The organism is Paraburkholderia fynbosensis (genome assembly GCF_902859935.1).
Taxonomy (GTDB): Bacteria; Pseudomonadota; Gammaproteobacteria; order Burkholderiales; family Burkholderiaceae; genus Paraburkholderia; species Paraburkholderia fynbosensis.
Genome location: NZ_CADIKI010000002.1, coordinates 74702 through 101700 on the forward strand (window position 1 = coordinate 74702; position 26999 = coordinate 101700).

The following is a 26999-nucleotide window of genomic DNA, read 5'->3' on the forward strand; positions in this document are numbered from 1 at the left end:
GCCTGACGGTACCGACCATTCGAGAACTGGAACGCACATGACAGCAACGCGGCGCGCAAGCCGGCCCAGTCCGGCGCGATGGGTGGTCTATCTGGGCGCCGTGCTGGTGATCGCCTGGCTCGCGACGCAGGCGTTCTACTTCACGCAGATCGCGCTCTGGAATGACGTGAACCCGCGCTCGACCGCGTTCATGCGCTCGGACGCGTGGCGCCTGTCGCAGGATCGGCCGGATCTCCCGTTGCAGCATACGTGGGCGCCGTACGACCAGATCTCGCGCAATCTGAAGCGCGCGATCATCGCCTCGGAAGACGCGAACTTCGTCAACAACAAAGGCTATGAGACCGACGCGATCCTGCAGGCGTGGGAGCGCAACAAGGCGCGCGGCAAGATCGTGCGCGGCGGTTCGACGATCACCCAGCAGCTCGCGCGCAATCTGTTTCTGTCCCGTGAGAAGAGCTATATCCGCAAGGGCCAGGAGCTGATCATTACCTGGATGCTCGAAACCTTGATGGACAAGGAACGGATCTTCGAGATCTATCTGAACTCCGTCGAGTGGGGCAATGGAGTCTACGGCGCCGAAGCGGCGGCCCAGTATTACTACAGGACGTCGGCGGCCAAGCTGAGCGCGGCGCAGTCCGCGCGCCTAGCCGTGATGTTGCCGCGGCCCAGGTACTTCGACGAACACCGCAGCTCCGCCTATCTGACCCAGCGCGCACGCGTGATCGCGCGGCGCATGGGCGCGGCCGAATTGCCGGACTAAACGTTTTTTGCACCTGCGGCGCGGCCGCGGGTGCATGGCCTCGCGGGAAACTCCGATGGAACTGCGGCAGCTGCGTTACTTCATCAGCGTGATCGAACACGGCAGCATGGGCAAGGCGGCGCTCGAACTGGGCGTCGTGACCTCGGCGCTGAGCCAGCAGATCGCGCGGCTCGAAAGCGAGCTATCGACCCGGCTGTTGCAGCGAACCTCGAGCGGCGTCGTGCCGACCGATGCCGGCCTCGCGTTCTGGCGGCAGGCTCAGCTCGCATTACGCCATATCGACGACGCGGCGCTCGCCGCGCGCGAGGCGCGGCTTTCGGGACACGTCAGCGTCGGGCTCGCGCCCAGCACCACCGGCGTGCTCGGTCTGCCCTTCATGCGCGCGATGCGCGAACGCTATCCGGACATCCGGTTACGCATGGTCGAAAGCCTGTCCGGCTATCTCGCATCGATGCTCGGCGCGCGGACGATCGACCTCGCCATCCTGTTTCAGGAAGCACCCACCCAACGCTGGAGCGTCATGCCGCTGCTCGACGAGCGGCTCTTCCTGATCGGTGCGCGTGACCTGGCCGGCATGCCGACGCAACGCGAAGTGCGTTTGTCGAAGCTCGGCGATCTGCCGCTGATCCTGCCAAGCGGCTCGCACGGCTTGCGAGCCTTGCTGACCTCCGCGTTCAAACGCGCGAAGTACGAGCCGCATCTCGCCGCCGAGGCGGACGGCCTCGCGATCCTGATGGACGCGGTGCGCGGCGGATTGGGTGCGACCATCCAGCCCGGCGCGGCGCTCGCGCGGTCGGAGAACGCGATGCTTGCAAGCAGCCGTATCGCGGACACCGACGCGGTCAGGGCGAACCTGCTGGTCAGCGTGTCCGACGACGAATTGTCCCCGGCTGCGCTGGCGGCGCGTGTCGTGCTCGCGGACGTCGCGCGTACGCTGGTGAAAGAGGGCCGCTGGCCCGGCGCGAAACTCCGATAACTCGATCAATACTGCCCTTCACGAAAACTGAAGACCTCTAGCCCGTTTGCTGATGGCGGCATTTGCCGTCACTGACTACAGTTCGCCTCGAAGCAATTACGTTGCATGGGATCGGAGTCAGCGAGGCGCATGGCCGACAGCCAAAGCGCCAACTCCGGTCGACAGGAGGCAAGCTAGATGGTCGATGTACTCGTGATCGGAGGAGGCAATGCCGCGCTGTGCGCCGCGCTGATGGCGCGCGAAGCGGGCGCGTCGGTCCTCCTTCTCGAATCGGCCCCGCGCGAGTGGCGCGGCGGCAACTCACAACACACCCGCAATCTGCGCTGCATGCACGATGCACCGCAAGACGTGCTCGTCGAGGCGTATCCGGAAGATGAATACTGGCGCGACCTGCTGAAGGTGACGGGCGGCATCACGAACGAGCATCTCGCGCGTCTCGTGATTCGTGCGTCCGCAACCTGCCGTCCGTGGATGCGCAAACACGGTGTGCGGTTTCAGCCGCCGCTGTCCGGCGCGCTGCACGTCGCGCGCACCAACGCGTTTTTCATGGGCGGCGGCAAGGCGCTCGTCAACGCGTACTACCGCAGCGCCGAAGCGCTCGGGGTGCGGGTTCTCTACGACACGCCGGTCGACGCGATCGAACTCGACGATGGCCGCTTCGTCGCGGCGCGCAGTGGCAGCCGTCGTTTCGAGGCGCGTGCCTGCGTGCTGGCGGCGGGCGGCTTCGAATCCAATCGCGAATGGCTCAGACAAGCGTGGGGCCAGAATGAGCGCGGCGAATGGCCGGCGGATAACTTCCTGATTCGCGGCACGCGCTTTAACAAGGGCGTGTTGCTCAAGTACATGATCGACGCGGGCGCGGATTCGATCGGCGATCCGTCGCAATCGCATTGCGTCGCGATCGACGCGCGCGCGCCGCTCTACGACGGCGGCATCTGCACGCGGATCGACTGCGTGTCGCTGGGCGTAGTGGTCAATCGTGAGGCCGAGCGGTTCTATGACGAGGGCGAGGACTTCTGGCCCAAACGTTACGCGATCTGGGGACGCCTCGTTGCGCAACAGCCAGGGCAGACCGGCTATTCGATCATCGACACCAAGGCGATCGGCCGTTTCATGCCGCCGGTGTTTCCTGGTGAGAAATGCGACACGCTGGCCGGACTGGCTCGCCAGCTCGGTCTGCCGGAAGCCGCGTTCGTGCGGACCATCACCGCGTACAACGACGCCTGCCGGGTCGGCACGTTCGATCACACCGCGCTCGACGACTGCCACACCGAGCGGCTCGTCCCACCGAAGACCCACTGGGCCCGGCCGATCGACACGCCGCCGTTCTACGGCTACGCGCTCAAGCCCGGCATCACGTTCACTTACCTGGGGCTCAAGGTCAACGACCGGGCTCAGGTGCATTTTGGCGGCCAGCCGAGCGAGAACCTGTTCGTCGCGGGCGAGATGATGGCCGGCAATGTGCTCGGCAAGGGCTATACGGCAGGGGTCGGCATGTCGATCGGCACGGCCTTCGGGCGCATCGCCGGGACGGAGGCGGCGCGGGCCGCACAGGCGGCTGCGCAAGCGGGGTACGCGGGGCAAGCGGCTCGCAGCGCACACGAATCATCGGGAGCTCTCAGTGCAGAAAATTGAAGCGCTGGCGCGTGAAGCGCAGCAACTGGCGGACTCGCCCGGCCGCGCCGATCCCTCTGTCGAGCGTGATCCGCAGTCGCGAGTCATCCGGATCGTGCCGCTGACCGATAACGAAACCGAAGTCGCGCGACAGATGCAGATATGCAACGCGTGTCGCTATTGCGAAGGTTTTTGCGCGGTATTTCCGGCGATGACGCGCCGCCTCGAATTCGGCAAGGCCGACGTGAATTACCTGGCGAACCTGTGCCACAACTGCGGCGCGTGCTATCACGCGTGCCAGTACGCACCGCCTCACGAATTCGCGGTGAACGTCCCGCAGGCGATGGCGAAAGTGCGGCTCGAAACTTATACCGAGTACGCGTGGCCGCCCGTGATGGGCGTGCTGTACAAACGCAATGGCCTGACCGTCTCGCTCGCGCTGGCGGCGGGGCTCGCGCTGTTCCTGATACTCGGCACCGCGCTGTCGGGTTCGCTGCTCGACTACCGCCCGGGCGCGCGGACGTCGAGCTTCTACGCGATCTTCCCGCACAATCTGCTCGCGCTGATCTTCGGCGCGGTGTTCGGTTTTGCGGCGCTCGCGCTGGGTATCGGCGTGACGCGGTTCTGGCGCGACGTGTCGGCGGGTACGGCCTCGGCGCCGGCGATCGTCGAAGCGACGCGCAACGTGCTCGGACTCACCTACCTCGACGGCGGACACGGCGACGGCTGCAACGAAGCGGACGACCGCTTCACGCTCGCGCGCCGGCGCTTTCATCACTTCACGTTCTACGGCTTCATGCTGTGCTTCGCCGCGACCGTGGTGGCGACGCTGTATCACTACGTGCTGGGCGAGGAAGCGCCTTATTCGATGCTGAGCCTGCCGGTCGTGCTCGGCTCGTTGGGCGGCGTCGGTCTGCTGCTCGGCCCGGCCGGTCTGCTGTGGCTCAACCTGCGGCGCGATCCCGCGCGCGGCGACGCGAAGCAGCGTCCGATGGATCGCGGTTTCATCGCCTTGCTGTTGGTGACGAGCGCCACCGGCCTCGCGCTTCTGATAGGCCGCGACACGTCCGCCATGCCCGCGTTGCTCGCGTCGCATTTGGGCGTGGTGATGGCGCTGTTCGCGACGTTGCCGTACGGCAAGTTCGCGCACGGCATATATCGCAGCGCCGCGCTCCTCAAGTCCGCGATCGAAAAACGCCGCGGTAGCGGCCTGCAAGCCGGCGCCGACTGAGCCTGAAGCGTGAAGCGTCGCCGGCACCGCAAAGACAAAATAACGGAGACTTCGATGATGAACCCCACAAACACGATCGAGACAAGCGCGGGCACGTCCCGCGTGTCCAAAGTCGGCGCGGTACTGCGCGTGACCAGCGGCAACTTTCTCGAACAGTTCGACTTCTTTCTGTTCGGCTTTTACGCGCCTTACATTTCGAAGGTGTTCTTCCCGACGAGCAGCGAATTCGCGTCGCTGATGCTCACCTTCGCCGTGTTCGGCGCGGGTTTCCTGATGCGGCCGCTCGGCGCGATTTTCCTCGGCGCGTACATCGACCAGGTGGGGCGTCGCAAGGGCTTGATCGTGACGCTGTCGATCATGGCGAGCGGCACGATACTGATCGGCTGCGTGCCGGGCTTCACGTCGATCGGTCTGCTGGCGCCAGCCCTCGTGCTGCTCGGGCGGCTGTTGCAGGGCTTTTCCGCGGGCGCCGAACTGGGCGGCGTGTCGGTCTATCTCGCTGAGATCGCGACGCCGGGTCATCGGGGTTTCTATACGAGTTGGCAATCGGCGAGCCAGCAGGTCGCGATCGTGATCGCGGCGGCGCTCGGCTACGGCCTCAATCACTGGATGAGCGCCGAGACGATCGGCGCGTGGGGATGGCGCATTCCGTTCTTTATCGGCTGCGCGATCGTGCCGCTGCTTTTCGCGTTGCGCCGCTCGCTGGAAGAGACGGAGGCGTTCAAGGCGCAGCGGCATCGTCCCGGCGCGCGCGAAGTGTTCGGCACGCTGTTGCAGAACTGGCAGGTCGTGTTCGCGGGCATGCTGCTGGTCGCGATGACCACCACGACGTTCTATCTGATCACCGTCTACACACCGACCTTCGGCAAGACCGTGCTGAAGCTCTCGACGGCCGACAGCCTGATCGTGACGCTGTGCGTCGGCATCGGCAATTTCATCTGGTTGCCGGTTGGCGGCGCACTGTCGGATCGCATAGGACGCCGGCCGATCCTGATCGCGATTACCGTGCTGGCGATCCTGACCGCGTATCCGGCGCTGTGGTGGCTGGCGTCGTCGCCGGGCGTCGGCCGCATGCTGATCGTGCTGCTGTGGTTCTCGTTCTTCTTCGGCATGTACAACGGCGCGATGGTTGCCGCGCTCACCGAAGTGATGCCGGAGAACGTGCGCGTGGCCGGCTTTTCGCTCGCGTTCAGCCTCGCTACGGCGGTCTTCGGCGGCTTTACGCCAGCGGTGTCGACCTACCTCATCCAGGTGACGGGCGACCGGGCGGCGCCGGGCTACTGGCTGAGCTTCGCCGCCGTATGCGGCCTGGTCGCGACGTTGGTCCTCTATCGTCGCAGCGGAGTAGCGAAGCGGTTTGCGACGTAGCTCCGGCGACGATTCTGCCTGGGAAAAGCCCGCGGTCGCGGGCTTTTTTCATGCGCGGCGAAAACGGGCGAGACAGTCCGGTGAGCGCTCTGACGCCGGCCCCGGCGCGCTTCACGCCGCTAATCCGAGCGTCGGCACGTCAGCCTTCTCGCGATCCAATTCGGATCAAAACACCCTAAATCCCATTATTTGAATTCGCCATTCACATATTGGAGATTTCTCAAAAACGGTCCTACAATCCAACCCAACACGCGACGTGAGCCGGAAGCCCTATCCATCCGGCCGCGCAAAAGCGACAGCAAAAAAACTGGAGACAAGGCCAAACCATGCCCGACATCACGAGGCAGCACCCCTGCGCCCGCCGCTTCGCGCGTCCTCAAGGCTTCTCCTCCGGCCCCGCGCTGTAAGCGCACACACCACCGAAAGCCAATCGCCATGAACAAAGCGATGCCTACTCACGCCGCAAGCGCGTCCGAAGCCGATCACGCGGACAACGCCGCGCCGCGCCCGGCCACCGCCGCCAAGGCGCGCGCCAGCGTTCGACCGGCTGGCGTCGACGGAATCGCCGTGCCCAGCACGCTGCTCGACATCACGCCGCAACAGGCCGGCACGCAGACGCTGTTGCGCGGCCTCGCGATTCTCGAAGCCGCCGCCGCCGGCGTGCGCGATCTGCGCACCTTCGGCGCCGCACTCGGCACGACCCGCAGCACGACGCACCGGCTGGTGAGCAGCCTCGTACAGGCGCGCTATCTGCGCCAGGTGCAAGGCGGCTATCTGCTCGGCCCGAAGCTGATCGAACTCGGCACTATCGCGCTCGAACAGATGCCGCTCACGGCGGTCGCGCGTCCGCATCTCGAATCGCTCGCGGAACAGACGCTCGACACGATTCACCTCGGCGTGCGCGACGGCGACGACGTGCTGTACATCGACAAGATTCCCGGCACCCGCGGCCTCGAAATGCGTTCACGCGTCGGGCACCGGATGCCGCTCGCGTCGACGGGGATCGGCAAGGCGATGATGCTCGACCTCGCACCGGACGTCTGGCAGACGCTGTTCGACGCGTCGCGCCGCGCGCTCGCCAGCGTCACGTTCAAACCGGACAACCGCCCCGACGCGCCGACCTTCATGCAGCGCATGACCAGTTACGCAGCCGGCGGCTACACCTTCGACCTCGAGGAGAACGAAGCGTCGATCCGCTGCGTCGCGGCCCCGGTGCGTGATGCGTCGGGCGCGGTGGTGGCTGCGTTGTCGGTGGCGAGCACGATTCCATACATGCCGCTCGAACGCATGGACGAACTGATTCCGGTCGTGCAGCGCGAAGCGCGCGCGATCTCGGAAGAACTCGGTTGGCGCGCTCCCCAACCGACAACCCGCAGGATCAAACGATGACACAGGCGGGTTCTCTCACACCGGCAGGCAGCCATCTGGCCAAAGGTGTCGTCGCCGACGCAGGCTTCGCGAATGCCGCGCTGATCGCGCTCGACTGGGGCACGACCTCGTTGCGCGCCTATCTGTACGACAACGACGGCCAGGTGCTGGCGACGCGCGCGTCGCCGGCCGGCATCATGAATCTGCCGCGCAGCGCGGAGCAGGGCGGTTTCGACGCCGCTTTCGACGACGTGTGCGGCGCCTGGCTCGACGCGGCGCGCGGCGTACCGGTGATCGCAGCGGGGATGGTCGGCAGCGCGCAGGGCTGGCTGGAGGCGCCGTACGTCGATGCACCGGCGAGCGCCGATGCGCTCGTGAGCGGCCTCGTTCGCGTGCAGGCGGCATGCGGCGCGACGCTGCACATCGTGCCGGGCATCCTGCAACGCGGTGAACTGCCCAACGTGATGCGCGGCGAAGAAACGCAGATTTTCGGCGCGCTCAGCGAGGACGCGAACGCCGCGGACCACGGTATGCGCGCGCTGATCGGCTTGCCGGGCACGCACGCGAAATGGGCGGTCGTGCAGGCAGGCCGCATTGAACGTTTTCATACCTTCATGACGGGCGAAGTGTTCGCGGCGCTGCGCGAGCATACGATTCTCGGCCGCACGATGGCCACGCCGGATCGTCCGGATACCGAAGCATTCCTGCACGGCGTGAGCATCGCGCGTGAAAAGGGACAGGCGGGCATGCTCGCGACCGTTTTCAGCGCCCGCACGCTCGGCCTCACCGGACAACTCGCGCGCGACGAGCTGCCCGACTATCTGTCGGGCCTGCTGATCGGCCACGAACTGGCCGGCCTCGACGCCGTGCTGACGCAACAGCAGAGCTCGCTCGCCGCGCAGAGCCTGCGCCTGATCGGCAATGAAGCGCTGTGCGAGCGCTATCGACTCGCACTCGCGCAATTCGGCTGCACCCAGGCGGAACTGGTGAAGCAGGCCACCGAGCGCGGCCTGTGGCGCGTCGCCTCGCAGGCGGGGCTCGTCAATCCGGCCGCTCACGCGGCGCGCGCCGGCTAAGCGGCGCGCAGGCCATCTCCGTGCCGCTCACGAAACAAGGAACCGACATGCAACCTCACATCAATCTGCCCGCACCATACATGCCGCACGCGGGCCTGATCGCGGCGTTCGAAGTCTGTCCGTTGATCGCGATCATGCGCGGCGTGACCCCCGCCGACGCGGCCGATCACGGTCAGGCGCTGTACGAAGCGGGCTTTCGCATCGTCGAAGTGCCGTTGAATTCGCCGCAGCCGTTCGATAGCATCGCCGCGATCCGCAAGGCGTTGCCGGCGGACGCGATTGTCGGCGCGGGCACGGTGCTGCATCCGAGTTTCGTCAACGACGTGAAGTCGGCGGGCGGCGAACTGATCGTCATGCCGCATAGCGATCCCGAAGTCGTCGCCGCCGCGAAAGCGCAGGGCCTCGCCTGCGCGCCGGGCGTCGCCACGCCGACTGAAGCGTTCATCGCGCTGAAGAACGGCGCGGACGTGCTCAAGATGTTTCCCGCCGAACAGCTCGGCTGCCAGGTCGTGAAGGCATGGCGCGCGGTGATCGCGGCGCAGGTGCCGCTGGTGCCGGTTGGCGGCATCACGCCGGACAACATGGGGCCGTTCCTGAGCGCCGGCGCGAACGGCTTCGGCCTCGGCTCGGCGCTGTACAAGCCGGGTCAGAGCGCCGCCGTGACCGCCTCGCATGCGAAGGCGTTCATCAACGGCTTGCGCATCGCCCGCGCAGGCGCGAAGAAATGAAACGGCTCGCCGGCAAAGCCGCCCTGGTGACCGGCGCCGGACGCGGCATCGGCGCGGCGATCGCACTCGCGTTCGCGCGTGAAGGCGCGTCGGTCGTGCTCGCGGAACTGGATATCGACACCGCCCAGCAGACGGCGGCGCACATCAAGGCGCAAACCGGCGCGCGCGTGCTCGCGGTGCGCACGGACGTGACGCAATCGGCCTCGGTTCAGCAGGCGGTGAGCGAGGCGGAGCAGGCATTCGGCGCGGTGGACGTGCTGGTGAACAACGCAGGCATCAACGTGTTCTGCGATCCGCTCACCATGACCGACGACGACTGGCGGCGCTGCTTCGCGGTCGATCTCGACGGCGTGTGGAACGGTTGCCGCGCGGTGTTGCCGGGCATGGTCGAACGCGGCACGGGCAGCATTGTGAATATCGCGTCGACCCATGCATTCAAGATCATTCCGGGCTGCTTTCCGTACCCGGTGGCCAAACACGGCGTGATTGGCCTGACGCGCGCGCTCGGCATCGAATACGCGCCGCGCAACGTACGCGTGAATGCGATCGCGCCGGGTTACATCGAAACGCAATTGACGCACGACTGGTGGAACGAACAGCCCGATCCGGCCGCCGCGCAGCAGGCGACGCTCGATCTGCAGCCGATGAAGCGCATCGGCCGCCCGGAAGAAGTGGCGATGACTGCGGTGTTTCTCGCCTCGGATGAAGCGCCGTTCATCAACGCCAGTTGCATCACCGTGGATGGCGGCCGCTCGGCGCTGTATCACGACTGATTCACGACGGATTTTTGCAGTACGCAGGTTTGCGCAGGGGCGCAAAAGTACACCGGACGACGCGCTGGCCGCGTGTGTCATCACCGGTACAAGAAGACGCGGCCGCTTACCTTCTCGTTATCAATTAGTCAGGAGACACGCATTATGAAACGTAGAATTTTCCTCACGCTGGCAGCAGCGGCGACGGGTGTGCTCTTCAACGCACCGGTCGCGCAGGCGGCCGATCCGGTCAAGATCGGCTTCCTCGTGAAGCAGCCGGAAGAGCCGTGGTTCCAGGACGAATGGAAGTTCGCCGAAATCGCTGCGAAGGAAAAGGGCTTCACGCTCGTGAAGATCGGCGCGCCGTCGGGCGAGAAGGTGATGAGCGCAATCGACAACCTGTCGGCACAGAAGGCGCAAGGCTTCGTGATCTGCACGCCCGACGTCAAGCTCGGACCGGGCATCGTCGCGAAGGCGAAGGCCGACAAGCTGAAGATGATGACGGTGGACGACCGCCTCGTCGACGGCGCGGGCAAGCCGATCGCATCGGTGCCGCATATGGGCATCTCGGCGTACAACATCGGCAAACAGGTCGGCGACGGCCTCGCGGCCGAAATCAAGAAGCGCGGCTGGGACATGAAGGACGTGGGCGCGATCGACGTGACCTACGAACAGCTGCCGACCGCGCATGACCGCACCAGCGGCGCGACCGACGCACTGGTGGCCGCCGGCTTCCCGAAGGCGAACGTAATCGCCGCGCCGCAAGCGAAGACGGACACGGAAAACGCGTTCAACGCCGCTAACATCGCGCTGACGAAGAACCCGCAGTTCAAGCACTGGGTCGCTTACGCGCTGAACGACGAAGGCGTGCTCGGCGCGGTGCGCGCAGCGGAAGGCCGCGGCTTCAAGGCGGACAACATGATCGGTATCGGCATCGGCGGTTCGGACTCGGCGTTGAACGAGTTCAAGAAGCCGACGCCGACGGGCTTCTACGGCACGGTCATCATCAGCCCGAAGCGCCACGGCGAAGAAACCTCGACGCTGATGTACGACTGGATCACGCAAGGCAAGGAACCGCCGCTGCTCACGCTGACGACCGGCATGCTGGCCACGCGTGACAACGTCGCCGATGTGCGCCAGAAGATGGGCCTCGCGTCGAACTGAGCGTGTGACACGCGGTGCGATGAAGTGAACTGCCGGCGCGTCATGGTCGAAACATGACGCGCCGGCGGCAGCGATAAAAGATCAGCAGTAGAGACAAGCCATGTTTGCGCCTGCCCGCGAGGTACGAAGTACGAGGCACGGCGAGGCGCGGTTCAGGTAAAACGGCAACTAACTTGCATGGGACGGGAGTAAGCGCTAAGCGCTCACCCCCGTCGACACAGGAGGCGAAGTGTCAGCGACGCTACGTTTTGACAATATCGGCAAAGTCTTTCCAGGCGTGCGTGCGCTCGACGGTGTGTCCTTCGACGTCAACGTCGGCCAGGTTCACGGCCTGATGGGCGAAAACGGCGCGGGGAAATCGACCCTGCTGAAGATACTCGGCGGTGAATATCAACCCGATTCGGGCCGCGTGCTGATCGACGGCAACGAGGTGCGCTTCTCGAGCGCGGCGTCGTCGATCGCGGCGGGGATCGCGGTGATTCACCAGGAACTGCAGTATGTGCCCGATCTGACGGTCGCGGAAAACCTGCTGCTCGGCCAGCTGCCGAACTCGCTCGGCTGGGTCAACAAGCGCGAAGCCAAGCGCTTCGTGCGCGAACGCCTCGAAGCAATGGGCGTGGCGCTCGATCCGAACGCGAAACTACGCAAGCTCTCGATCGCGCAGCGGCAGATGGTCGAAATCTGCAAGGCGCTGCTGCGCAACGCACGCGTGATTGCGCTCGACGAGCCGACCAGTTCGCTGTCGCATCGCGAGACCGAGGTGCTGTTCAAGCTGGTGCGCGATCTGCGCGCCGACAATCGCGCGATGATATACATCTCGCACCGCATGGACGAGATCTACGAACTGTGCGACGCCTGCACGATCTTCCGCGACGGTCGCAAGATCGCCTCGCATCCGACGCTCGAAGGCGTGTCGCGCGACACCATCGTCAGCGAGATGGTGGGGCGTGAAATTTCGGACATCTACAACTATTCGGCGCGTGCGCTCGGCGAAGTGCGCTTCGCGGCGAAAGCGATCGAAGGCCATGCGCTCGCGCAACCGGCCAGCTTCGAAGTGCGGCGCGGCGAGATCGTCGGTTTCTTCGGACTGGTGGGCGCGGGCCGCAGCGAGCTGATGCATCTGGTCTACGGCGCCGATCACAAGAAGGGCGGCGAACTGCTGCTCGACGGCAAGCCGATCAAGGTGCGCAGCGCGGGCGAAGCGATCAGGCACGGCATCGTGCTGTGCCCGGAAGACCGCAAGGAAGAGGGCATCGTCGCGATGGCGACGGTCTCGGAGAACATCAACATCAGTTGCCGCCGTCACTATCTGCGTGCGGGGATGTTTCTCGATCGCAAGAAGGAAGCGGAAACCGCGGACCGTTTCATCAAGCTGCTGAAGATCAAGACGCCGAGCCGCCGCCAGAAAATCCGTTTCCTGTCGGGCGGCAATCAGCAGAAGGCGATTCTGTCGCGCTGGCTCGCCGAGCCCGATCTGAAGGTCGTGATTCTCGACGAGCCGACACGCGGCATCGACGTCGGCGCGAAGCATGAAATCTACAACGTGATCTATCAGCTGGCCGAACGCGGCTGCGCGATCGTGATGATTTCGTCGGAATTGCCGGAAGTGCTCGGCGTGTCCGACCGCATCGTCGTGATGCGTCAGGGCCGGATTTCCGGAGAGCTGGCGCGCCGGGATGCCACGGAGCAATCGGTGTTGAGCCTCGCGCTGCCGCAAAGCTCGACTGCGCTGCCTGAGACGAGCGCCCCCGCCGCCCAGCACGCGGCCTGAACCTTATTTGGACGCAAGTCCGGCAACCCGTGGGGATACGGGAGGAGTATTGAACATGCAAGCCAGAGAAAACCTCGCGCAACAGGCCGCCAAGAGCGCCGCCGATGCGCTGATTCCGCAAGCCAACGACAAGGCGAAATGGTGGCAGCAGATCACCGAGTACAGCCTCATCGTGATCTTCGTCTTGATGTTCGTCACGATGTCGCTGACCGTCGATCACTTCTTCTCGATCGAGAACATGCTCGGCCTCGCACTGTCGATTTCGCAGATCGGCATGGTCGCGTGCACGATGATGTTCTGTCTCGCCTCGCGCGACTTCGACCTCTCCGTGGGATCGACCGTCGCCTTCGCCGGCGTGTTGTGCGCGATGGTGCTCAACGCCACAGGTAACACGTTTATCGCGATCATCGCGGCGGTCGCGGCAGGCGCGGTGATCGGTTTCGTCAACGGCGCGGTGATCGCGTATCTGCGCATCAACGCGCTGATCACGACGCTCGCGACGATGGAAATCGTTCGCGGCCTCGGCTTCATCGTGTCGCACGGTCAAGCCGTGGGCGTGTCGTCGGATACGTTCATCGAGCTGGGCGGCTTGAGCTTCTTCGGCGTGTCGCTGCCGATCTGGGTCACGCTGCTGTGCTTCATCGTGTTCGGCGTGATGCTCAACCAGACCGTGTACGGCCGCAATACGCTCGCGATCGGCGGCAACCCGGAAGCGTCGCGTCTGGCCGGTATCAATGTCGAACGCACGCGCGTGTACATCTTCCTGATTCAAGGCGCGGTGACCGCGCTGGCCGGTGTGATTCTGGCGTCGCGCATCACGTCGGGTCAGCCGAATGCCGCGGAAGGTTTCGAGCTGAACGTGATCTCGGCGTGCGTGCTGGGCGGCGTGTCGCTGCTCGGCGGACGCGCGACGATTTCCGGCGTCGTGATCGGCGTGCTGATCATGGGCACCGTCGAGAACGTGATGAACCTCATGAACATCGACGCGTTCTATCAATACCTCGTGCGTGGCGCGATCCTGCTCGCCGCCGTGCTGCTCGACCAGTTGAAGAATCGCGGTTCGCGCGACTGACCCCGCGACTGAACCCGTCACTTATCCAATCAGCTCTCAAAGGAATCGAACGATGTCGTCTCCGGCCAATGCAAATGCCCGTCTCGCGGACAGCGCGTTCGCGCGCTATCCGAGTCTCGTCGACCGCACGGTGTTGATCACGGGCGGCGCGACCGGTATCGGCGCATCGTTCGTCGAGCATTTCGCGGCGCAGGGCGCGCGCGTCGCGTTCTTCGATATCGACGCGAGCGCCGGTGAAGCGCTCGCCGACGAACTCGGCGATTCGAAGCACAAGCCGCTGTTCCTGACGTGCGATCTGACCGATGTCGACTCGCTCCAAAAAGCGATCGCCGATGTGAAGGCCGCACTCGGCCCCATCCAGGTGCTGGTCAACAACGCGGCGAACGACAAGCGCCACACGATCGGCGAAGTGTCGCGCGAGTTTTTCGACGCGGGCATCGCGGTGAATCTCCGCCACCAGTTCTTCGCGGCTCAAGCGGTGATGGAAGACATGAAAGCGGCCAACAGCGGCTCGATCATCAACCTCGGCTCGATCAGCTGGATGTTGAAGAACGGCGGCTATCCGGTGTATGTGATGTCGAAGTCGGCGGTACAGGGTTTGACGCGCGGCCTTGCGCGCGACCTCGGGCACTTCAACATCCGCGTCAATACGCTGGTGCCGGGCTGGGTGATGACGGAGAAGCAGAAGCGCCTGTGGCTCGACGACACTGGCCGCCGCCAGATCAAGGAAGGGCAATGCATCGACGCCGAGTTGGAGCCGTCCGACCTCGCGCGCATGGCGCTGTTCCTCGCCGCAGACGATAGCAAGATGATCACCGCGCAGGACATCGTTGTCGATGGAGGTTGGGCGTGAGCGCTGACATGCCGTCGCACGCCGCTGCGTCGCGCGCGTCGCTGCTGATCGACACGCAATGCATGCTCGGCGAAGCAGCGACCTGGTGCGCGAGAACCGGCCGCTTCTACTGGACCGATATCGAAGGCGCGCGCCTGTGGCGCTACGATCCGCGTGACGGCGGCAGCACGTTCTGGCCTATGCCCGAGCGGCTCGCGACGTTCGCGCTGTGTGCGAATCCGCGCTACCTGCTGCTCGGTCTCGCCACGCATCTGGCGTTTTTCGATCTGACGACCGGTGAGACACAGCGCATCGTCGACGTGGAGCCCGGATTGAACACGCGCGTGAACGACGGCCGTTGCGACCGTCAGGGGCGTTTCGTGTTCGGCACGAAAGACGAAAGCGGATTGGCGCAACCGGTCGCCGGCTTTTACCGGTTGAATCACGATCTGTCGCTGGAGCGCCTGCCGTTGCCTGCGCCGGCCATCTCGAACAGCATCGCGTTCAGTCCAGACGGCGCGACGATGTATTACTGCGATTCGAAGGTGCCGGAAATTCGCGCGTGCGACTATCGTGCGGACGGTAGCGTCGCCAACGATCGGCTGTTCACCCGCGTGACGGACGCGGGCGTGGAGCCGGACGGCTCGACCGTCGATCGCGACGGCGGTCTGTGGAACGCCCAGTGGGCTGGGGCGAGCGTAGTGCGCTACGGCCCCGACGGCGTGGAAACCGGGCGCGTCGACGTGCCGACCGCGCAGCCGAGTTGCGTCGCGCTCGGCGGACCGGAATTCGACACGCTGTACATCACGAGCGCGCGCGCCGACCTCGACGCCGCCGCGCTTGCGGCCGATACTCTGGCGGGCGGCGTGTTCGTCGCGCCGGCCGGACGGCACGGTTTGCCCGAGCCGGAGTTCCAGGGCGCGCCCGCATAGCGCAGAATGACGCAGCCCTGCTCGCGGGGCCGCACTGCTGGCACGACTCGCAATGATTTTGAAAGTGAACCAGAAGGTGACGTCGCAATTCCAGTGGCAGCAAATCGGCAGCATGCAGTTCGGACCCAGAGGCGACCCGTTCCAGAAAGTCGCCCTACAGCATCCGTCAGCAATGACGGCAACGTCCCTCGCCTCTCGATGGAGCCAGATATGACTGTTGCGAATCTCGTTTCCGCTTCCTCACCCGTTTCCTCGCTCGCTTCTTCGTCCGCTTCTTCATCCGCTTCTTCATCCGCTTCTTCGTCGACCTCTCAGAGCCGGCGCTCGCGCCTCGCGGCGGCCGCCAATCCGGTGCTGGCCGGGCCGAGCACGTCGGCGGTGGCGGTCGGCGAAGGCAGCGCCGGCGATGTCGCGTGCATCACGCTCGCCAACGCGCATTTGCGGGTCGACGTCGCTCCGACGCTGGGTGGCGGCGTCACCCGTTTCGACTGGCGCAACGACGGCGCGCTCACGCCGATTTTCCGGCGCTGCCGCCATGTCGCCGCCGACACGCAGCCGAACCAGCTTGCCTGCTATCCGCTGCTGCCGTATTCGAACCGGATCGGCGGTGGTCATTTCAACGTGGCGGGGCGGCGCGTCGAGGTGCAGCGCAATCGCGCCGACGAACCCTTGCCGATTCACGGCGACGGCTGGCTCTCGGCGTGGCAGGTGGCGGAGTCGGATCGCGAAAACGTGCGCCTGACGCTCGATCGACATGACGGCAAACCCTACGCGTACCGCGCGGCGCAAACCTATGCGCTGGACGGCCCGACGCTCGTCGTCACGCTGGAGATCGAGAATGCCGGACGCGACGCGCTGCCGTTCGGGCTGGGTGTGCATCCGTTCTTCGTGCGCGACGCGGACACCGAGCTGTCGGCGGCGGCCGGCGGGCTGTGGCTGTCCGGTGAAGACTGGCTGCCGGTGCGCCATGTGCCGACGCCCCCCGCGTGGCAATTCGGCGTCGCGTATCCGTTGCCGGAGACCATCGTCAATCATGCTTTTACCGGCTGGAGCGGCCAGGCGGCGGTGGTGTGGCCGAAGCGCCGTCTGTCGTTGAACATCGCCGCCGACACCGATTACTACGTGCTGTACACGCCTCCCGATGAAGACTTTTTCTGCTTCGAGCCCGTCGATCATCCGATCAACGCGATGAATCTGGCCGGTGGCGCATGCGAAAACGGCATGACGCTGCTCGCGCGCGGCGAGCGGCTGGCGCGTACGTTCCGGTTTACCGTCGAACGTACCGGGCTGCGGTCGATGCCGGGCGCGCGCGGGGCGCGGCGACAGTAAGGAGTGGGGCGGGGCGGCGGGCAGCGGCGGCGTTCGGGCGCGGCCCGCCGCGCAGGACAGGTAAAATACCGGCCTCTTCCGATTACCGGCTCGCCGCGAGACCCACCATGTCCAATTTCATCCAGACACTCAACGATGCCTGGCAGCGCACCAACTCGCTGCTGTGCGTCGGCCTCGACCCCGAGCCGAGCAAATTTCCGGGCGCGCTCGCCGGCCGGCCCGACGCGATTTTCGATTTCTGCCGCACGATCGTCGATGCGAGCGCGCCGTACGCGTCGTCGTTCAAGCCGCAGATCGCCTACTTCGCCGCGCATCGCGCGGAAGACCAGCTCGAACAACTGATCGCCCACATTCACGCGAACCATCCCGGCCTGCCGGTGATCCTGGACGCGAAGCGCGGCGACATTGGCAGCACCGCCGAACAATACGCGCGCGAAGCGTTCGAGCGCTATCAGGCGGACGCGGTGACGGTCAATCCGTACATGGGCTTCGACTCGATCCAGCCGTATCTGGAGCATGAAGGCAAGGGCGTGATCGTTCTGTGCCGCACATCGAATGCGGGCGGCTCCGATCTGCAATTCCTGGACACGGGCGGCCGTCCGCTGTACCAGGTCGTCGCGCAACTGGCGGCGGACAAGTGGAACGCGAGCGGCCAGTTGGCGCTGGTGGTCGGCGCGACGTTCCCGAAGGAAATCGAAGCGGTGCGGGGGATCGTCGGCGATATGCCGCTGCTGATTCCGGGCATCGGCGCGCAAGGCGGCGATGTCGAGGCGACCGTCAACGCCGGGCGCACTGCGAACGGCACGGGCATGCTGATCAACTCGTCGCGCGCGATCATCTACGCGGGCAAGGGCGACGATTTCGCGCAAGCCGCCGCGAACGCCGCGATGGAAACGCGTGACCGGATCAACGCGTTCCGGTGAGTGCGAAAGTGGTTGATGAAGCCTGCGACGCGGTAATAGCGGGTGTTTGAACGGCCCGGGTCCGGGCCGGTTTTAGAGGATGGTTCAGACCGTTGCGCCTGATGAGCGCCGAACGAGGCTCACGAGACCTGGCGGACCGACTGGCCAGCGAGGCACCGCGGCAAACCACCGAAAGCTCGGCTCAACGCACCGGTCCCAGCCGCGCAATCACCCCCGCATGCTGTGGGTGCTCCGCCTTCAGCGCATCCACATCGCCGATCTCGAACTCGCTGAACTCGAATCCCGGCGCGACCGTGCAGCCCACCAGCGCGAACGTCGCCGGATCGGCGCATTCCGCCGCGAACCACAAGCCCGCCGGCACGACCGCCTGAAACACGGCGTCGTGATGCGTCAGCGCATTGCCCAGCTTATGCGTGAGCAGCGCGCCGCTCGCATCGAGCACGTGGACATTCAACGGCTCGCCCGCATAGAAGTGCCAGACTTCGTCGGACCTGATGCGATGCCACGCCGAATGCGCGCCGTCGCATAGCAGGTAGTAGATCGCGGTCGACGCCGAGCGATTCTGCGTTGAACCGCCGTCGCGGATCACACGCTGCGCCGACCGATACGTTTCGTTAAAAAATCCGCCTTCTGGATGCGGCTTCAGATCGAAGCGGCGGATCAGTTCGTCCCTGCTTGCGTGCGAATCCGGCATCGTTCCCGCCTGTTGAACGAGGGTCAATGTTCACGTTCGTCGAGCAGCGCGAGCACGCCGCGCAGCGCATGCGCCGCGGCCTGCACGCGGATCTGTTCGCGGTCGCCCTTGAAAATCTTCGTTTCCACCGACGTATGCAGCCGGTTGCTCCAGCCGAACGACACCATGCCGACCGGCTTGGTCTCGGTGCCGCCGCCCGGCCCGGCGACGCCGGTGATCGACAGCGACACCTGCGCGCGGCTGTTGCGCAGCGCGCCCTCGGCCATTGCACGCGCGACCGGCTCGCTGACCGCGCCGTGCCTGTCGATCAGATCGGCGGGCACGCCGATCATCTCGCTCTTTGCCTGATTCGAATACGTGACGAAGCCGCGCTCGAACCAGCCGCTGCTGCCGGAGATATCGGTAATGGCGGTCGCCACCATGCCGCCCGTGCAGGACTCGGCGGTGACGAGCATCAAGCGTTCGTCGCGCAGACGGTTGCTCACGCGAATCGCGAGCTGGTGAACGACGGAATCGGTAGGCATGGCGTCAATCCGGAAAACGGAAGCCGGCGGTCAGGCACGGCAGGCGGCGATTGCCGGGTGGCGGTTAAACCGACATGCGCCAAAGCGCGATGACGAGCAATGTGAAAAAAGCGGCGACCAGGTCATCGAACATGATGCCAAAGCCACCTTTCAGACGGCGGTCGAAATAACTGATGGGCGGCGGCTTCACCATGTCGAAGAAGCGGAACACGATGAAAGCCCACAGCTGGCCGGTGAGCGTGGCCGGCGTCACCATCAGCAGCACCAGCCAGAACGCGACGATTTCGTCCCACACGACCGGCGACGGATCGTCGATGCCGAGCCGCTTCGCGGTAAACCCGCAAAACGCAATACCGCCGATGAAGCCCACGCCGATCAGAACGCCCCACTCGATGACGGTGAGATAGCGGCTCAGCACGGCGAACGACGCCCACGCGAACAGCGTGCCGATCGTGCCCGGGGCCACCGGCGACAAGCCGCTGCCGAACCCGAGCGACAGCAGGTGCAACGGATGCGACAGCATGAAGCGCGCGGTGGCGCGGCGCGGCTGTGGCCGCGGCGCACGGGGCGGCTCGCCGCCGATGAGATCGTCGGCGGGGCGGAGCGGAGGGTCAGTCTGCATGGAAGTGATCGAAGCCTTGCAACGTCAGGGTGAGTGGCGCGCCGGCGGCATCGCGCCAGTCGATGGCCGGGCGGTCGTCTGGCGCCGGGAGAGCGCTTATTGTACCGACGCGGGTGACCGGTACGGCCGCCTCGCGCCCTGCCGCTTCGACCGCGGCGCGCGCCGTGGCCGGCGCGGTGAAGCACAGTTCGTAGTCGTCGCCGCCGGCGAGCGTGCAGCGTTGTTGAATTTCGGGTGCGAGGCGGCGCAGCGCGGTGGAGCGTGGCACGGCGTCGGCGTCGACCGTGGCGTGCATGCGCGAGCGTTCGAGAATGTGCAGCAGGTCGCCCGCGAGGCCGTCCGACAGGTCCAGCGCCGCGTGCGCGATGCCGCGCAGCGCCAAGCCGAGCGGCACACGCGGCTCCGGCCGTTCGAGGGCGCGGCGAAACGCCGCAGTGTCGGCCGGGTCTGCCGGCCACTCGCCGCGCAGTACACCGAGGCCGGCGCGCGCGTCGCCGAGGGTGCCGGAAATCCAGATGTCGTCGCCCGACTGGGCGGCGTCGCGACGCAGCGCCGCTTGTGGCGGCACGCTCCCGAATACGGTCACACACAGATTCAGCGGGCCGCCCGTCGTGTCGCCACCGATCAGTTCGCAGCCGTAGCGCGCGGCCAGCGCGAAGAGTCCTTCGCTGAATGCGGCGAGCCAGGCTTCGTCCGCTTTCGGCAGCGAGAACGCCAGTGTGAACGCCTGCGGTTGCGCGCCCATCGCGGCAAGGTCCGATAGATTCACCGCGAGCGTCTTGTGACCGAGCGCCTCGGGATCGACATCGGCAAGGAAATGGCGGCCTTCTACCAGCATATCGGTCGATATCGCCAGCATTTCGCCCGCGCGTGGCGCGAGCAGCGCGCAGTCGTCGCCGATGCCGAGCGTGCCGGCGCCGGCGTCGGATGGGCGAGCGGCGGCGGCGCGGCGGCCAAAGAAACGGTCGATCAGCGAAAACTCGGAGAGCATGGTGGCCATGGGTGAGCGGAACAAGTGCCGCGAACTGCGGCTAACGGCGCGCATTGTACGAAGTTGCCGCGCCATCGGCGCTGCTTCCCCTGCAGCGCGGCTTCGGGTCAAGCCGAGGCGACGCGTGGCAGCCCGCCCGTTGGCTGCGTTTAAGTCGCGGCAGTTGTACCCGTATTGAAGGAATCGCGCAGGCAATTGGGGCTACAATGCCGTCGAACGTCTATTCTAATCCGCACTTCGAAGCCCGCCTTATGTCGAATCCCGTCAATAGCAAACTCCGCGAAGCCGCACTCGATTACCACGAGTTCCCCACCCCCGGGAAGATCGCGATCGCCCCGACCAAGCAGATGATCAACCAGCGCGACCTCGCGCTGGCGTATTCGCCGGGCGTCGCGTTCGCGTGCGAGGAAATCGTCGAAAACCCGCTGAACGCCGCGCGTTTCACCGCTCGCAGCAACCTGGTCGGCGTCGTTACGAACGGCACCGCGGTGCTGGGTCTGGGCAACATCGGGCCGCTCGCGTCGAAGCCGGTCATGGAAGGCAAGGCCGTCCTGTTCAAGAAGTTCGCCGGCATCGACGTGTTCGATATCGAGCTGAACGAGTCGGACCCGCACAAGCTGGTCGACGTGATCGCCGCGCTGGAGCCGACTTTCGGCGGCATCAACCTGGAAGACATCAAGGCGCCGGACTGCTTCATCGTCGAGCGCGAATGCCGCAAACGCATGAAGATTCCGGTCTTCCACGACGACCAGCACGGCACCGCGATCGTCGTCGCGGCGGCGATTACCAACGGTCTGAAGGTGGTCGGCAAGGACATCAAGAACGTCAAGCTGGTGTCCTCCGGCGCGGGCGCGGCTGCGCTGGCCTGTCTGGACCTGCTGGTCGACATCGGCCTGCCGCTCGAGAACATCACCGTCACCGACCTGGCCGGCGTGGTCTACAAGGGCCGCGTCGAACTGATGGACCCGGACAAGGAGCGCTTCGCGCGTGAAACCGACGCGCGTACGCTCGCCGAAGCGATCGGCGGCGCGGACGTGTTTCTTGGCCTGTCGGCGGGCGGCGTGCTCAAGCAGGACATGGTCAAACAGATGGCCGACAAGCCGCTGATTCTCGCACTGGCCAATCCGACGCCGGAAATCCTGCCGGAACTGGCGCTCGAAGTGCGCCCGGACGCCGTGCTGTGCACCGGCCGCACCGACTACCCGAATCAGGTGAACAACGTCCTCGTGTTCCCGTTCCTGTTCCGCGGCGCGCTGGATGCCGGCGCGACGACGGTCACGCGGGAAATGGAAATCGCCGCGGTCAACGCGATCGCCGAACTGGCGCGCCAGGAGCAGAGCGACATCGTCGCGACGGCCTATGGCATTCAGGACCTGTCGTTCGGCCCGGAATATCTGATTCCGAAGCCGTTCGATCCGCGTCTGATCGTCAAGGTCGCGCCGGCCGTGGCGAAGGCTGCGATGGATTGCGGCGTTGCCGAGCGTCCGATCGAGGACATGGATGCGTACGAACAGCATCTGCAGCAGTTCGTGTATCACAGCGGCACAACCATGAAGCCGATTTTCCAGCTCGCGCGCAGCGTCGAGCCGGAGAAGAAGCGCATCGTGTTCGCGGAAGGCGAAGAAGAACGTGTGCTGCGCGCCATGCAGATCATCGTCGACGAAAAGCTGGCAAAGCCGATCCTGATTGGCCGCCCGGCGGTGATCGAGCAGCGTATTGCGCGCTACGGTCTGCGCCTCGCCGCGGGTCAGGACTACACGGTCGTGAATACCGATCATGACGAGCGTTACCGCGATTTTTGGCAGGAATACGCGAAGATGATGTCCCGCAAGGGCATCACCCCGCAAATGGCGAAGCTCGAAATGCGCCGCCGCACCACGCTGATCGGCGCGATGCTGGTGAAAAAGGGCGAGGCGGATGGGATGATCTGCGGCACCGTCAGCACGACGCACCGGCATCTGCACTTCATCGATCAGGTGATCGGCAAGAAGGAAGGCGCCAAGGTCTACGCGGCGATGAACGCGCTCGTGTTGCCGAATCGCCAGATTTTCCTGGTCGATACGCACGTGAACGTCGATCCGACGCCGGAGCAACTGGCCGAAATCACGATCATGGCCGCCGACGAAGTGCGCCGCTTCGGTATCGAGCCGAAGGTCGCGCTGGTCTCGCACTCGAACTTCGGTTCGAGCAACGCGCCGACCGCGCAGAAGATGCGCGATACGCTGGAGATCCTGCGTGAACGCGCGCCGGAACTCCAGGTGGACGGCGAAATGCACGGCGACGTGGCGCTCGACGCGAATCTGCGCCGCGAAGTGCTGCCCGATTCGACGCTCGAAGGCGACGCGAACTTGCTGGTGCTGCCGAACATCGACGCAGCCAACATCTCGTACAACCTGCTGAAGACGGCGGCCGGCAACAACATCGCGATTGGCCCGATGCTGCTGGGCGCGGCCCAGCCGGTGCACGTGCTGACGCCGTCGGCGACGGTGCGCCGGATCGTCAACATGACGGCGCTGCTGGTGGCGGACGTGATCGCCGCCCGTTAATTCCGGTGCGGGTGACGCACGGCGCTGGATGAGCGCGCCGTGCAAAAAAACGGCGTGCCCGCAACGGGCACGCCTCAGGGCGAGCAGGGGATTGCCACCCAAAAAATGGCAAAAGGTACTCAAAGGGCACATTGAACCTTCAAAACGACTGCGGCACGTAGCGCTCGCCACGGACATGAAGGCGCTTCAGGCGGTCTGCTGATCAGCCCAAATTCCCCTTCAAATTGCACAGTCGGGCTAAGTTTAGTCCGCTCGGGCTAAACATTCTGTCAAAAGTCGTCAAAGGCCCGGCTGCGGCCTTTTCCACGCGATCAAGAACGCCTAGGCTACCCGTCGAACGTTGATTCCAAAGGCCATTAGCGATACCCTTACGACTTTCATGGTCGTCAAACTCGTGATCTAACAGCGGGGAACCCTGATACATGGCACGCAAGTGGCTGCGCATCAAAGGCGTGCTGACCGGTGCTCTTACGCTGTGCGCGTTATCTGGCCCCGTGCCTGTCGCGTTTGCACGCGACTTCACGGCGCCCGCCGATGCGAACGCACAAGGGGTGGGTACGGTCGCGCTGGCGCAGTTGCCGCGCGAAGCGGTCAAGACATTGAACTTGATTGCCGCGGGCGGGCCTTACCCGTATGAGAAGGACGGCATCGTATTCGGCAATCGCGAGCGGTTGCTGCCGGCCCATCGGCGCGGCTATTACCACGAATACACCGTTCCCACGCCTCGCGCGCGTAATCGCGGGGCGCTTCGCATCGTCTGCGGAGGTCCGCTACAGCGAACCGATAATTGTTACTACTCGGACGACCACTACACCAGTTTTAATCGTATTGTTGAATGACATCGGGATGAACGGCATGAGCGACAACGTCTACGCGCACGACACCGGAGTCGCGACGGATCTTTTCGCGGCCGGCGACGGCAATTTGTTCCAACGCGTCATGAAGATGCGCGCCGGCGATCAGGGCCGCGACAACCAGGGCGAAGCAGGCACTGCGGTTTCATCGAACGAGGAGCCCATGAGTCTTTTCAAGACCGTGCGACCGAACATCGTACAGTCGATCCGCGCTTTCCGCGTGCAGGATCTCGCCGACGAGGCCGGCCAGCTCGGCCAGCATTTTCTGTATGCGTATTGCGCCAATGCGCTGTCCAAGCAGGAAGTGCTCGAGACGATCGCCACCTCGTTCCTGTTCCCGAAGCATTTTGGCAAGAACTACGACGCGCTCTACGATTGTCTGACCGACCTCGTCCATAAGGCCGGCGCGCAGCCGGGCTTTGTGATCGTGCTCGAGCAGTTGCCGGTTGCGCAGAAGTTCGACAAGGAAGGGCGCGAGACGCTGCTGGACGTCTTCCGCGAGGCGGCCGAATTCTGGGCCGAGCGCAAGGTGGCGTTCCGGGTGTTTTATTCGTTTGCCTGAATTTCGCCTGACTCGGCACGGCGAGTCGCGGTAGACGCCACAGTGAGAGAAAGCAAAAGGCCCGCCAATCGGCGGGCCTTTTGCTTTTTGGCGGCTTGCTTGTGCCTACGCGTGGCTCTTGTGCACCCGCTTACCAACCACCCCAGCGAGCCGCCAGCGCGGAAAGCACCGCTATTCCCGCGGTCTCGGTGCGCAGTACGCGTGGTCCGAGGCCGACGGCGGTAAATCCGTGATCGGTGGCCGCTGCTTCTTCGGCCGCGGAAAAACCGCCTTCGGGGCCCACCAGCACGGTCACGCGGCCCGTCGGATGTGTGACCGGCAGCGCCGAAAAACTGATGCTGGCGCGCGGCGACAGCAGAATACGCAATTCGCCTTCGCCGGGTTCGCGAGGCAGCGCCCCCAGCCAGGTGGCGATCTCGCGCACCGGCATGACTTCCGGCAGGCGATTGCGCCCGCATTGTTCGCACGACGCGCGCACGATGCCTTGCCAATGCGCATGCCGGCGCTGTGCCCGCTCGCCGGAAAGCCGCACGACACTGCGTGTGGTGGTCAGCGGCATGAAGCACGAAGCACCGAGTTCGACCGCCTTTTCGATCAGCCAGTCCATCTTGTCGCCGCTGGCAATGCCTTGCGCGAGCGTGAGGTGATAGGGCGCCTCGACTTCGATCGGGCGGAATTCGTGAATTCTGACTTTGGCCGAGCGGCGTTCTATCTCGACGAGCTCGGCGCTGTATTCGCCGCCCTCGCCGTTGAAAAGCACGATCGAATCGCCGGGCTGCAAACGCAGCACCAGAACATGGCGCACGACGTCATCGGGAAGCGGCATGATGTCGTCGTGGTTCAGCGACGTACCGACGAAGAAGCGGGGCATCAAAAAAATACTCATTAGCTCAGGAAAGGTGGCGAGCGAGCGCCCAGCGATAGCCGTCCAGATCTTCGACCTGAGCGAACCGGTCGCCCCAGAACTGATCTTGCGGCTCGCTCAGCGATTTTGCGCCGGCAGCCAGCGCCCGCGCATAAACCGCGTCGACATCGTCGACATAGACATAGAACGATTGCGGGGCGATTGCGCCCGCGCTTTTGGGTGTTTTCGCAGCCGAGCCGAACGCGCCTTCCGGCGCGAACATCACGATCAACTGGCCTTGATAGGTCATCTCGACGTGCATGACGACACCGTCGTCTTGAACACTGTCGCGCACTTCGAAGCCGAATGCCGCAGAGAAAAACGCAGTCGCGGCACGCGCGTCGCGTACCGTCAGATAGGGGGTCAACCAGGGCACACCGGCGGGGCGGGGGGCGGTCATGGACTTCTCCGGATCTCGAGGGTTGGCGGGACGCATGCTGCGGATTCTGGCGGCTGCGCCTACCGATGTATCGAGACGCGATCCGACCCAGCCGGGCATTGTGCCCACACGTTAGCTTAATGGCTTTAAGAATTGGCTTAGTTTATCGCGCATAGAAGGGGACGCCGAGAAGAGTCCTGCATGCATGGACGGATCGTAGTGCTTCAGCGGTCCGATACGGCGAGCAGCGACGCGCTCCGTCAGCGCGTCAGCGGGGAGTGCGGCGGGATCGAGCGTGTCGCTGGCGGTCGCCATCATCCACAGCGAGCCGTAGAGCGGGACGAAGGTGTTCATCGTACGTACGACGCGGAACGTAGCGCGCAGATCGTCGAACAGGCCGGCAATGCGGCGAGCGTGGAAATAGGGCGAGCCGAGATGCAGCGAGAGGGCGGCGGGCGCACGCATCGTCCGCTTGAGTTGCGCGTAGAAGGCTGGCGTGTACAGGCTAGCGGCGGGCGAATCCGGCGGTGTCAGATCAAACACCACTAAGTCGAACTGCGCCGGCGCCGCGGCCGCGACGTACTGCGCGGCGTCGCCGATCACCAGTTCGACGCGTGGATCGTCGAGTGCGCCGCCGTGCACCTCGGGCAAATGCTCGCGACACAGGCGGACCACTTCCGCATCCAGTTCCGCCACCACGATCCGTTCGATATCCGGATGCGCCAGCAACTGCCGCGCGGCGCCGCCATCGCCGCCGCCCAGCACCAGCGCCGCGCGCGGCGCCGGATGCGCGAGCGCGATCGGATGCGCCATGCATTCGTGATAGATGAACTCGTCGCCGGTGGACGTCATCGGGCGACCGTCGAGCGTGAAAAGCCGGCCGAGCAGCGGCGTGTCCCACACCTCGATGCGCTGAAAAGGCGAATCGACGCGCGCGACGAGCCGCGCATGCGGAAATCCGTAGACGGCGTCGGGACTCGGTTGGAACAGCAGCGGAGCGCTCACGGATGTCGGGGCTCCAGCGGGA

The 26999-nt window shown here is 65.0% G+C and carries 26 protein-coding genes; 19 read left to right on the plus strand and 7 right to left on the minus strand.

All coding sequences use genetic code 11. The features are described from left to right. The first annotated feature begins 37 nt into the window (after window positions 1-37). From mtgA to pyrF, 16 genes are all read left to right on the plus strand, one after another. A complete protein-coding gene (gene mtgA / locus HV770_RS03305; RefSeq protein ID WP_175158086.1) occupies window positions 38-760 on the plus strand; it encodes a monofunctional biosynthetic peptidoglycan transglycosylase in 723 nt (240 codons plus the stop codon). A gap of 55 nt (window positions 761-815) precedes the next feature. Then, on the plus strand, window positions 816-1736 hold the full coding sequence (locus HV770_RS03310) for a LysR family transcriptional regulator (RefSeq protein ID WP_175158087.1): 921 nt from the start codon (window positions 816-818) through the stop codon (window positions 1734-1736). Window positions 1737-1913: 177 nt separating this feature from the next. Next, window positions 1914-3371 carry an FAD-dependent tricarballylate dehydrogenase TcuA gene (tcuA, locus tag HV770_RS03315; RefSeq protein ID WP_175158088.1) on the plus strand — a complete coding sequence of 486 codons (1458 nt, stop codon included), beginning with the start codon at window positions 1914-1916 and terminating at the stop codon, window positions 3369-3371. Continuing rightward, window positions 3358-4581, plus strand: a complete 1224-nt coding sequence (gene tcuB / locus HV770_RS03320; RefSeq protein ID WP_175158089.1) for a tricarballylate utilization 4Fe-4S protein TcuB — start codon at window positions 3358-3360, stop codon at window positions 4579-4581. The genes tcuA and tcuB overlap by 14 nt, the downstream gene beginning before the upstream one ends. 57 nt (window positions 4582-4638) lie before the next feature. Further along, the gene (tcuC, locus tag HV770_RS03325; RefSeq protein ID WP_175158466.1) at window positions 4639-5949 is read left to right on the plus strand and encodes an MFS transporter; all 1311 of its coding nucleotides are present in this window, start codon (window positions 4639-4641) and stop codon (window positions 5947-5949) included. Between the two features lie 435 nt (window positions 5950-6384). Then, window positions 6385-7338 (plus strand): IclR family transcriptional regulator, encoded by a 954-nt coding sequence (locus HV770_RS03330; RefSeq protein WP_175158090.1) that lies wholly within the window; start codon window positions 6385-6387, stop codon window positions 7336-7338. Continuing rightward, window positions 7335-8393, plus strand: coding sequence for a 2-dehydro-3-deoxygalactonokinase (locus tag HV770_RS03335; protein WP_175158091.1), 1059 nt, complete (start codon window positions 7335-7337; stop codon window positions 8391-8393). Before HV770_RS03330 ends, HV770_RS03335 begins: the two co-directional genes overlap by 4 nt. 47 nt (window positions 8394-8440) lie before the next feature. After that, on the plus strand, window positions 8441-9121 hold the full coding sequence (locus HV770_RS03340; RefSeq protein ID WP_175158092.1) for a 2-dehydro-3-deoxy-6-phosphogalactonate aldolase: 681 nt from the start codon (window positions 8441-8443) through the stop codon (window positions 9119-9121). Further along, window positions 9118-9894 (plus strand): SDR family oxidoreductase, encoded by a 777-nt coding sequence (locus HV770_RS03345; protein WP_168667247.1) that lies wholly within the window; start codon window positions 9118-9120, stop codon window positions 9892-9894. The genes HV770_RS03340 and HV770_RS03345 overlap by 4 nt, the downstream gene beginning before the upstream one ends. A gap of 144 nt (window positions 9895-10038) precedes the next feature. Further along, window positions 10039-11037, plus strand: a complete 999-nt coding sequence (locus HV770_RS03350) for an arabinose ABC transporter substrate-binding protein (RefSeq protein WP_121315719.1) — start codon at window positions 10039-10041, stop codon at window positions 11035-11037. A gap of 229 nt (window positions 11038-11266) precedes the next feature. Next, window positions 11267-12808, plus strand: a complete 1542-nt coding sequence (araG, locus tag HV770_RS03355) for an L-arabinose ABC transporter ATP-binding protein AraG (protein WP_175158093.1) — start codon at window positions 11267-11269, stop codon at window positions 12806-12808. Between the two features lie 55 nt (window positions 12809-12863). Continuing rightward, a complete protein-coding gene (araH, locus tag HV770_RS03360; protein WP_175158094.1) occupies window positions 12864-13880 on the plus strand; it encodes an L-arabinose ABC transporter permease AraH in 1017 nt (338 codons plus the stop codon). Between the two features lie 52 nt (window positions 13881-13932). Then, window positions 13933-14733: an SDR family NAD(P)-dependent oxidoreductase gene (locus HV770_RS03365; RefSeq protein WP_175158095.1), complete on the plus strand. Its 801-nt coding sequence runs from the start codon at window positions 13933-13935 to the stop codon at window positions 14731-14733. An 8-nt stretch (window positions 14734-14741) separates the two neighbouring features. Then, window positions 14742-15644: an SMP-30/gluconolactonase/LRE family protein gene (locus HV770_RS03370; RefSeq protein WP_175158467.1), complete on the plus strand. Its 903-nt coding sequence runs from the start codon at window positions 14742-14744 to the stop codon at window positions 15642-15644. Between the two features lie 210 nt (window positions 15645-15854). Next, window positions 15855-16973, plus strand: a complete 1119-nt coding sequence (locus tag HV770_RS03375) for an aldose 1-epimerase (protein ID WP_175158096.1) — start codon at window positions 15855-15857, stop codon at window positions 16971-16973. A 107-nt stretch (window positions 16974-17080) separates the two neighbouring features. Continuing rightward, complete coding sequence (gene pyrF, locus HV770_RS03380; RefSeq protein ID WP_175158097.1) at window positions 17081-17896, plus strand: orotidine-5'-phosphate decarboxylase; 816 nt, start codon at window positions 17081-17083, stop codon at window positions 17894-17896. A gap of 181 nt (window positions 17897-18077) precedes the next feature. Here the strand turns inward: pyrF and HV770_RS03385 are convergent, their stop codons facing one another. From HV770_RS03385 to thiL, 4 genes are all read right to left on the minus strand, one after another. Next, complete coding sequence (locus HV770_RS03385; protein WP_175158098.1) at window positions 18078-18590, minus strand: cupin domain-containing protein; 513 nt, start codon at window positions 18588-18590, stop codon at window positions 18078-18080. Between the two features lie 23 nt (window positions 18591-18613). Beyond that, complete coding sequence (locus HV770_RS03390; RefSeq protein ID WP_168667236.1) at window positions 18614-19114, minus strand: CinA family protein; 501 nt, start codon at window positions 19112-19114, stop codon at window positions 18614-18616. 64 nt (window positions 19115-19178) lie between these two features. After that, entirely contained in the window at window positions 19179-19736 is a 558-nt protein-coding gene (locus HV770_RS03395) for a phosphatidylglycerophosphatase A family protein (RefSeq protein ID WP_175158099.1), read from the minus strand. Then, on the minus strand, window positions 19726-20736 hold the full coding sequence (gene thiL, locus HV770_RS03400) for a thiamine-phosphate kinase (protein ID WP_246290701.1): 1011 nt from the start codon (window positions 20734-20736) through the stop codon (window positions 19726-19728). The genes HV770_RS03395 and thiL overlap by 11 nt, the downstream gene beginning before the upstream one ends. Before the next feature lie 197 nt (window positions 20737-20933). Here thiL and HV770_RS03405 point away from each other — a divergent pair, with 197 nt between their 5' ends. From HV770_RS03405 to HV770_RS03415, 3 genes are all read left to right on the plus strand, one after another. Continuing rightward, on the plus strand, window positions 20934-23273 hold the full coding sequence (locus HV770_RS03405; RefSeq protein WP_175158100.1) for an NADP-dependent malic enzyme: 2340 nt from the start codon (window positions 20934-20936) through the stop codon (window positions 23271-23273). Window positions 23274-23695: 422 nt separating this feature from the next. Beyond that, window positions 23696-24112, plus strand: coding sequence for a ribonuclease (locus tag HV770_RS03410; RefSeq protein WP_175158101.1), 417 nt, complete (start codon window positions 23696-23698; stop codon window positions 24110-24112). A 16-nt stretch (window positions 24113-24128) separates the two neighbouring features. Next, window positions 24129-24689, plus strand: coding sequence for a barstar family protein (locus HV770_RS03415; RefSeq protein ID WP_175158102.1), 561 nt, complete (start codon window positions 24129-24131; stop codon window positions 24687-24689). 130 nt (window positions 24690-24819) lie between these two features. Here the strand turns inward: HV770_RS03415 and HV770_RS03420 are convergent, their stop codons facing one another. The 3 genes from HV770_RS03420 to speE all read right to left on the minus strand — a co-directional run bounded on the left by HV770_RS03420 (window position 24820) and on the right by speE (window position 26977). Next, on the minus strand, window positions 24820-25560 hold the full coding sequence (locus HV770_RS03420) for a 16S rRNA (uracil(1498)-N(3))-methyltransferase (RefSeq protein WP_175158103.1): 741 nt from the start codon (window positions 25558-25560) through the stop codon (window positions 24820-24822). A 19-nt stretch (window positions 25561-25579) separates the two neighbouring features. Further along, window positions 25580-25993 carry a VOC family protein gene (locus tag HV770_RS03425; protein ID WP_121315707.1) on the minus strand — a complete coding sequence of 138 codons (414 nt, stop codon included), beginning with the start codon at window positions 25991-25993 and terminating at the stop codon, window positions 25580-25582. Window positions 25994-26104: 111 nt separating this feature from the next. Then, window positions 26105-26977: a polyamine aminopropyltransferase gene (speE, locus tag HV770_RS03430; RefSeq protein WP_175158104.1), complete on the minus strand. Its 873-nt coding sequence runs from the start codon at window positions 26975-26977 to the stop codon at window positions 26105-26107. Window positions 26978-26999: the final 22 nt, after the last annotated feature.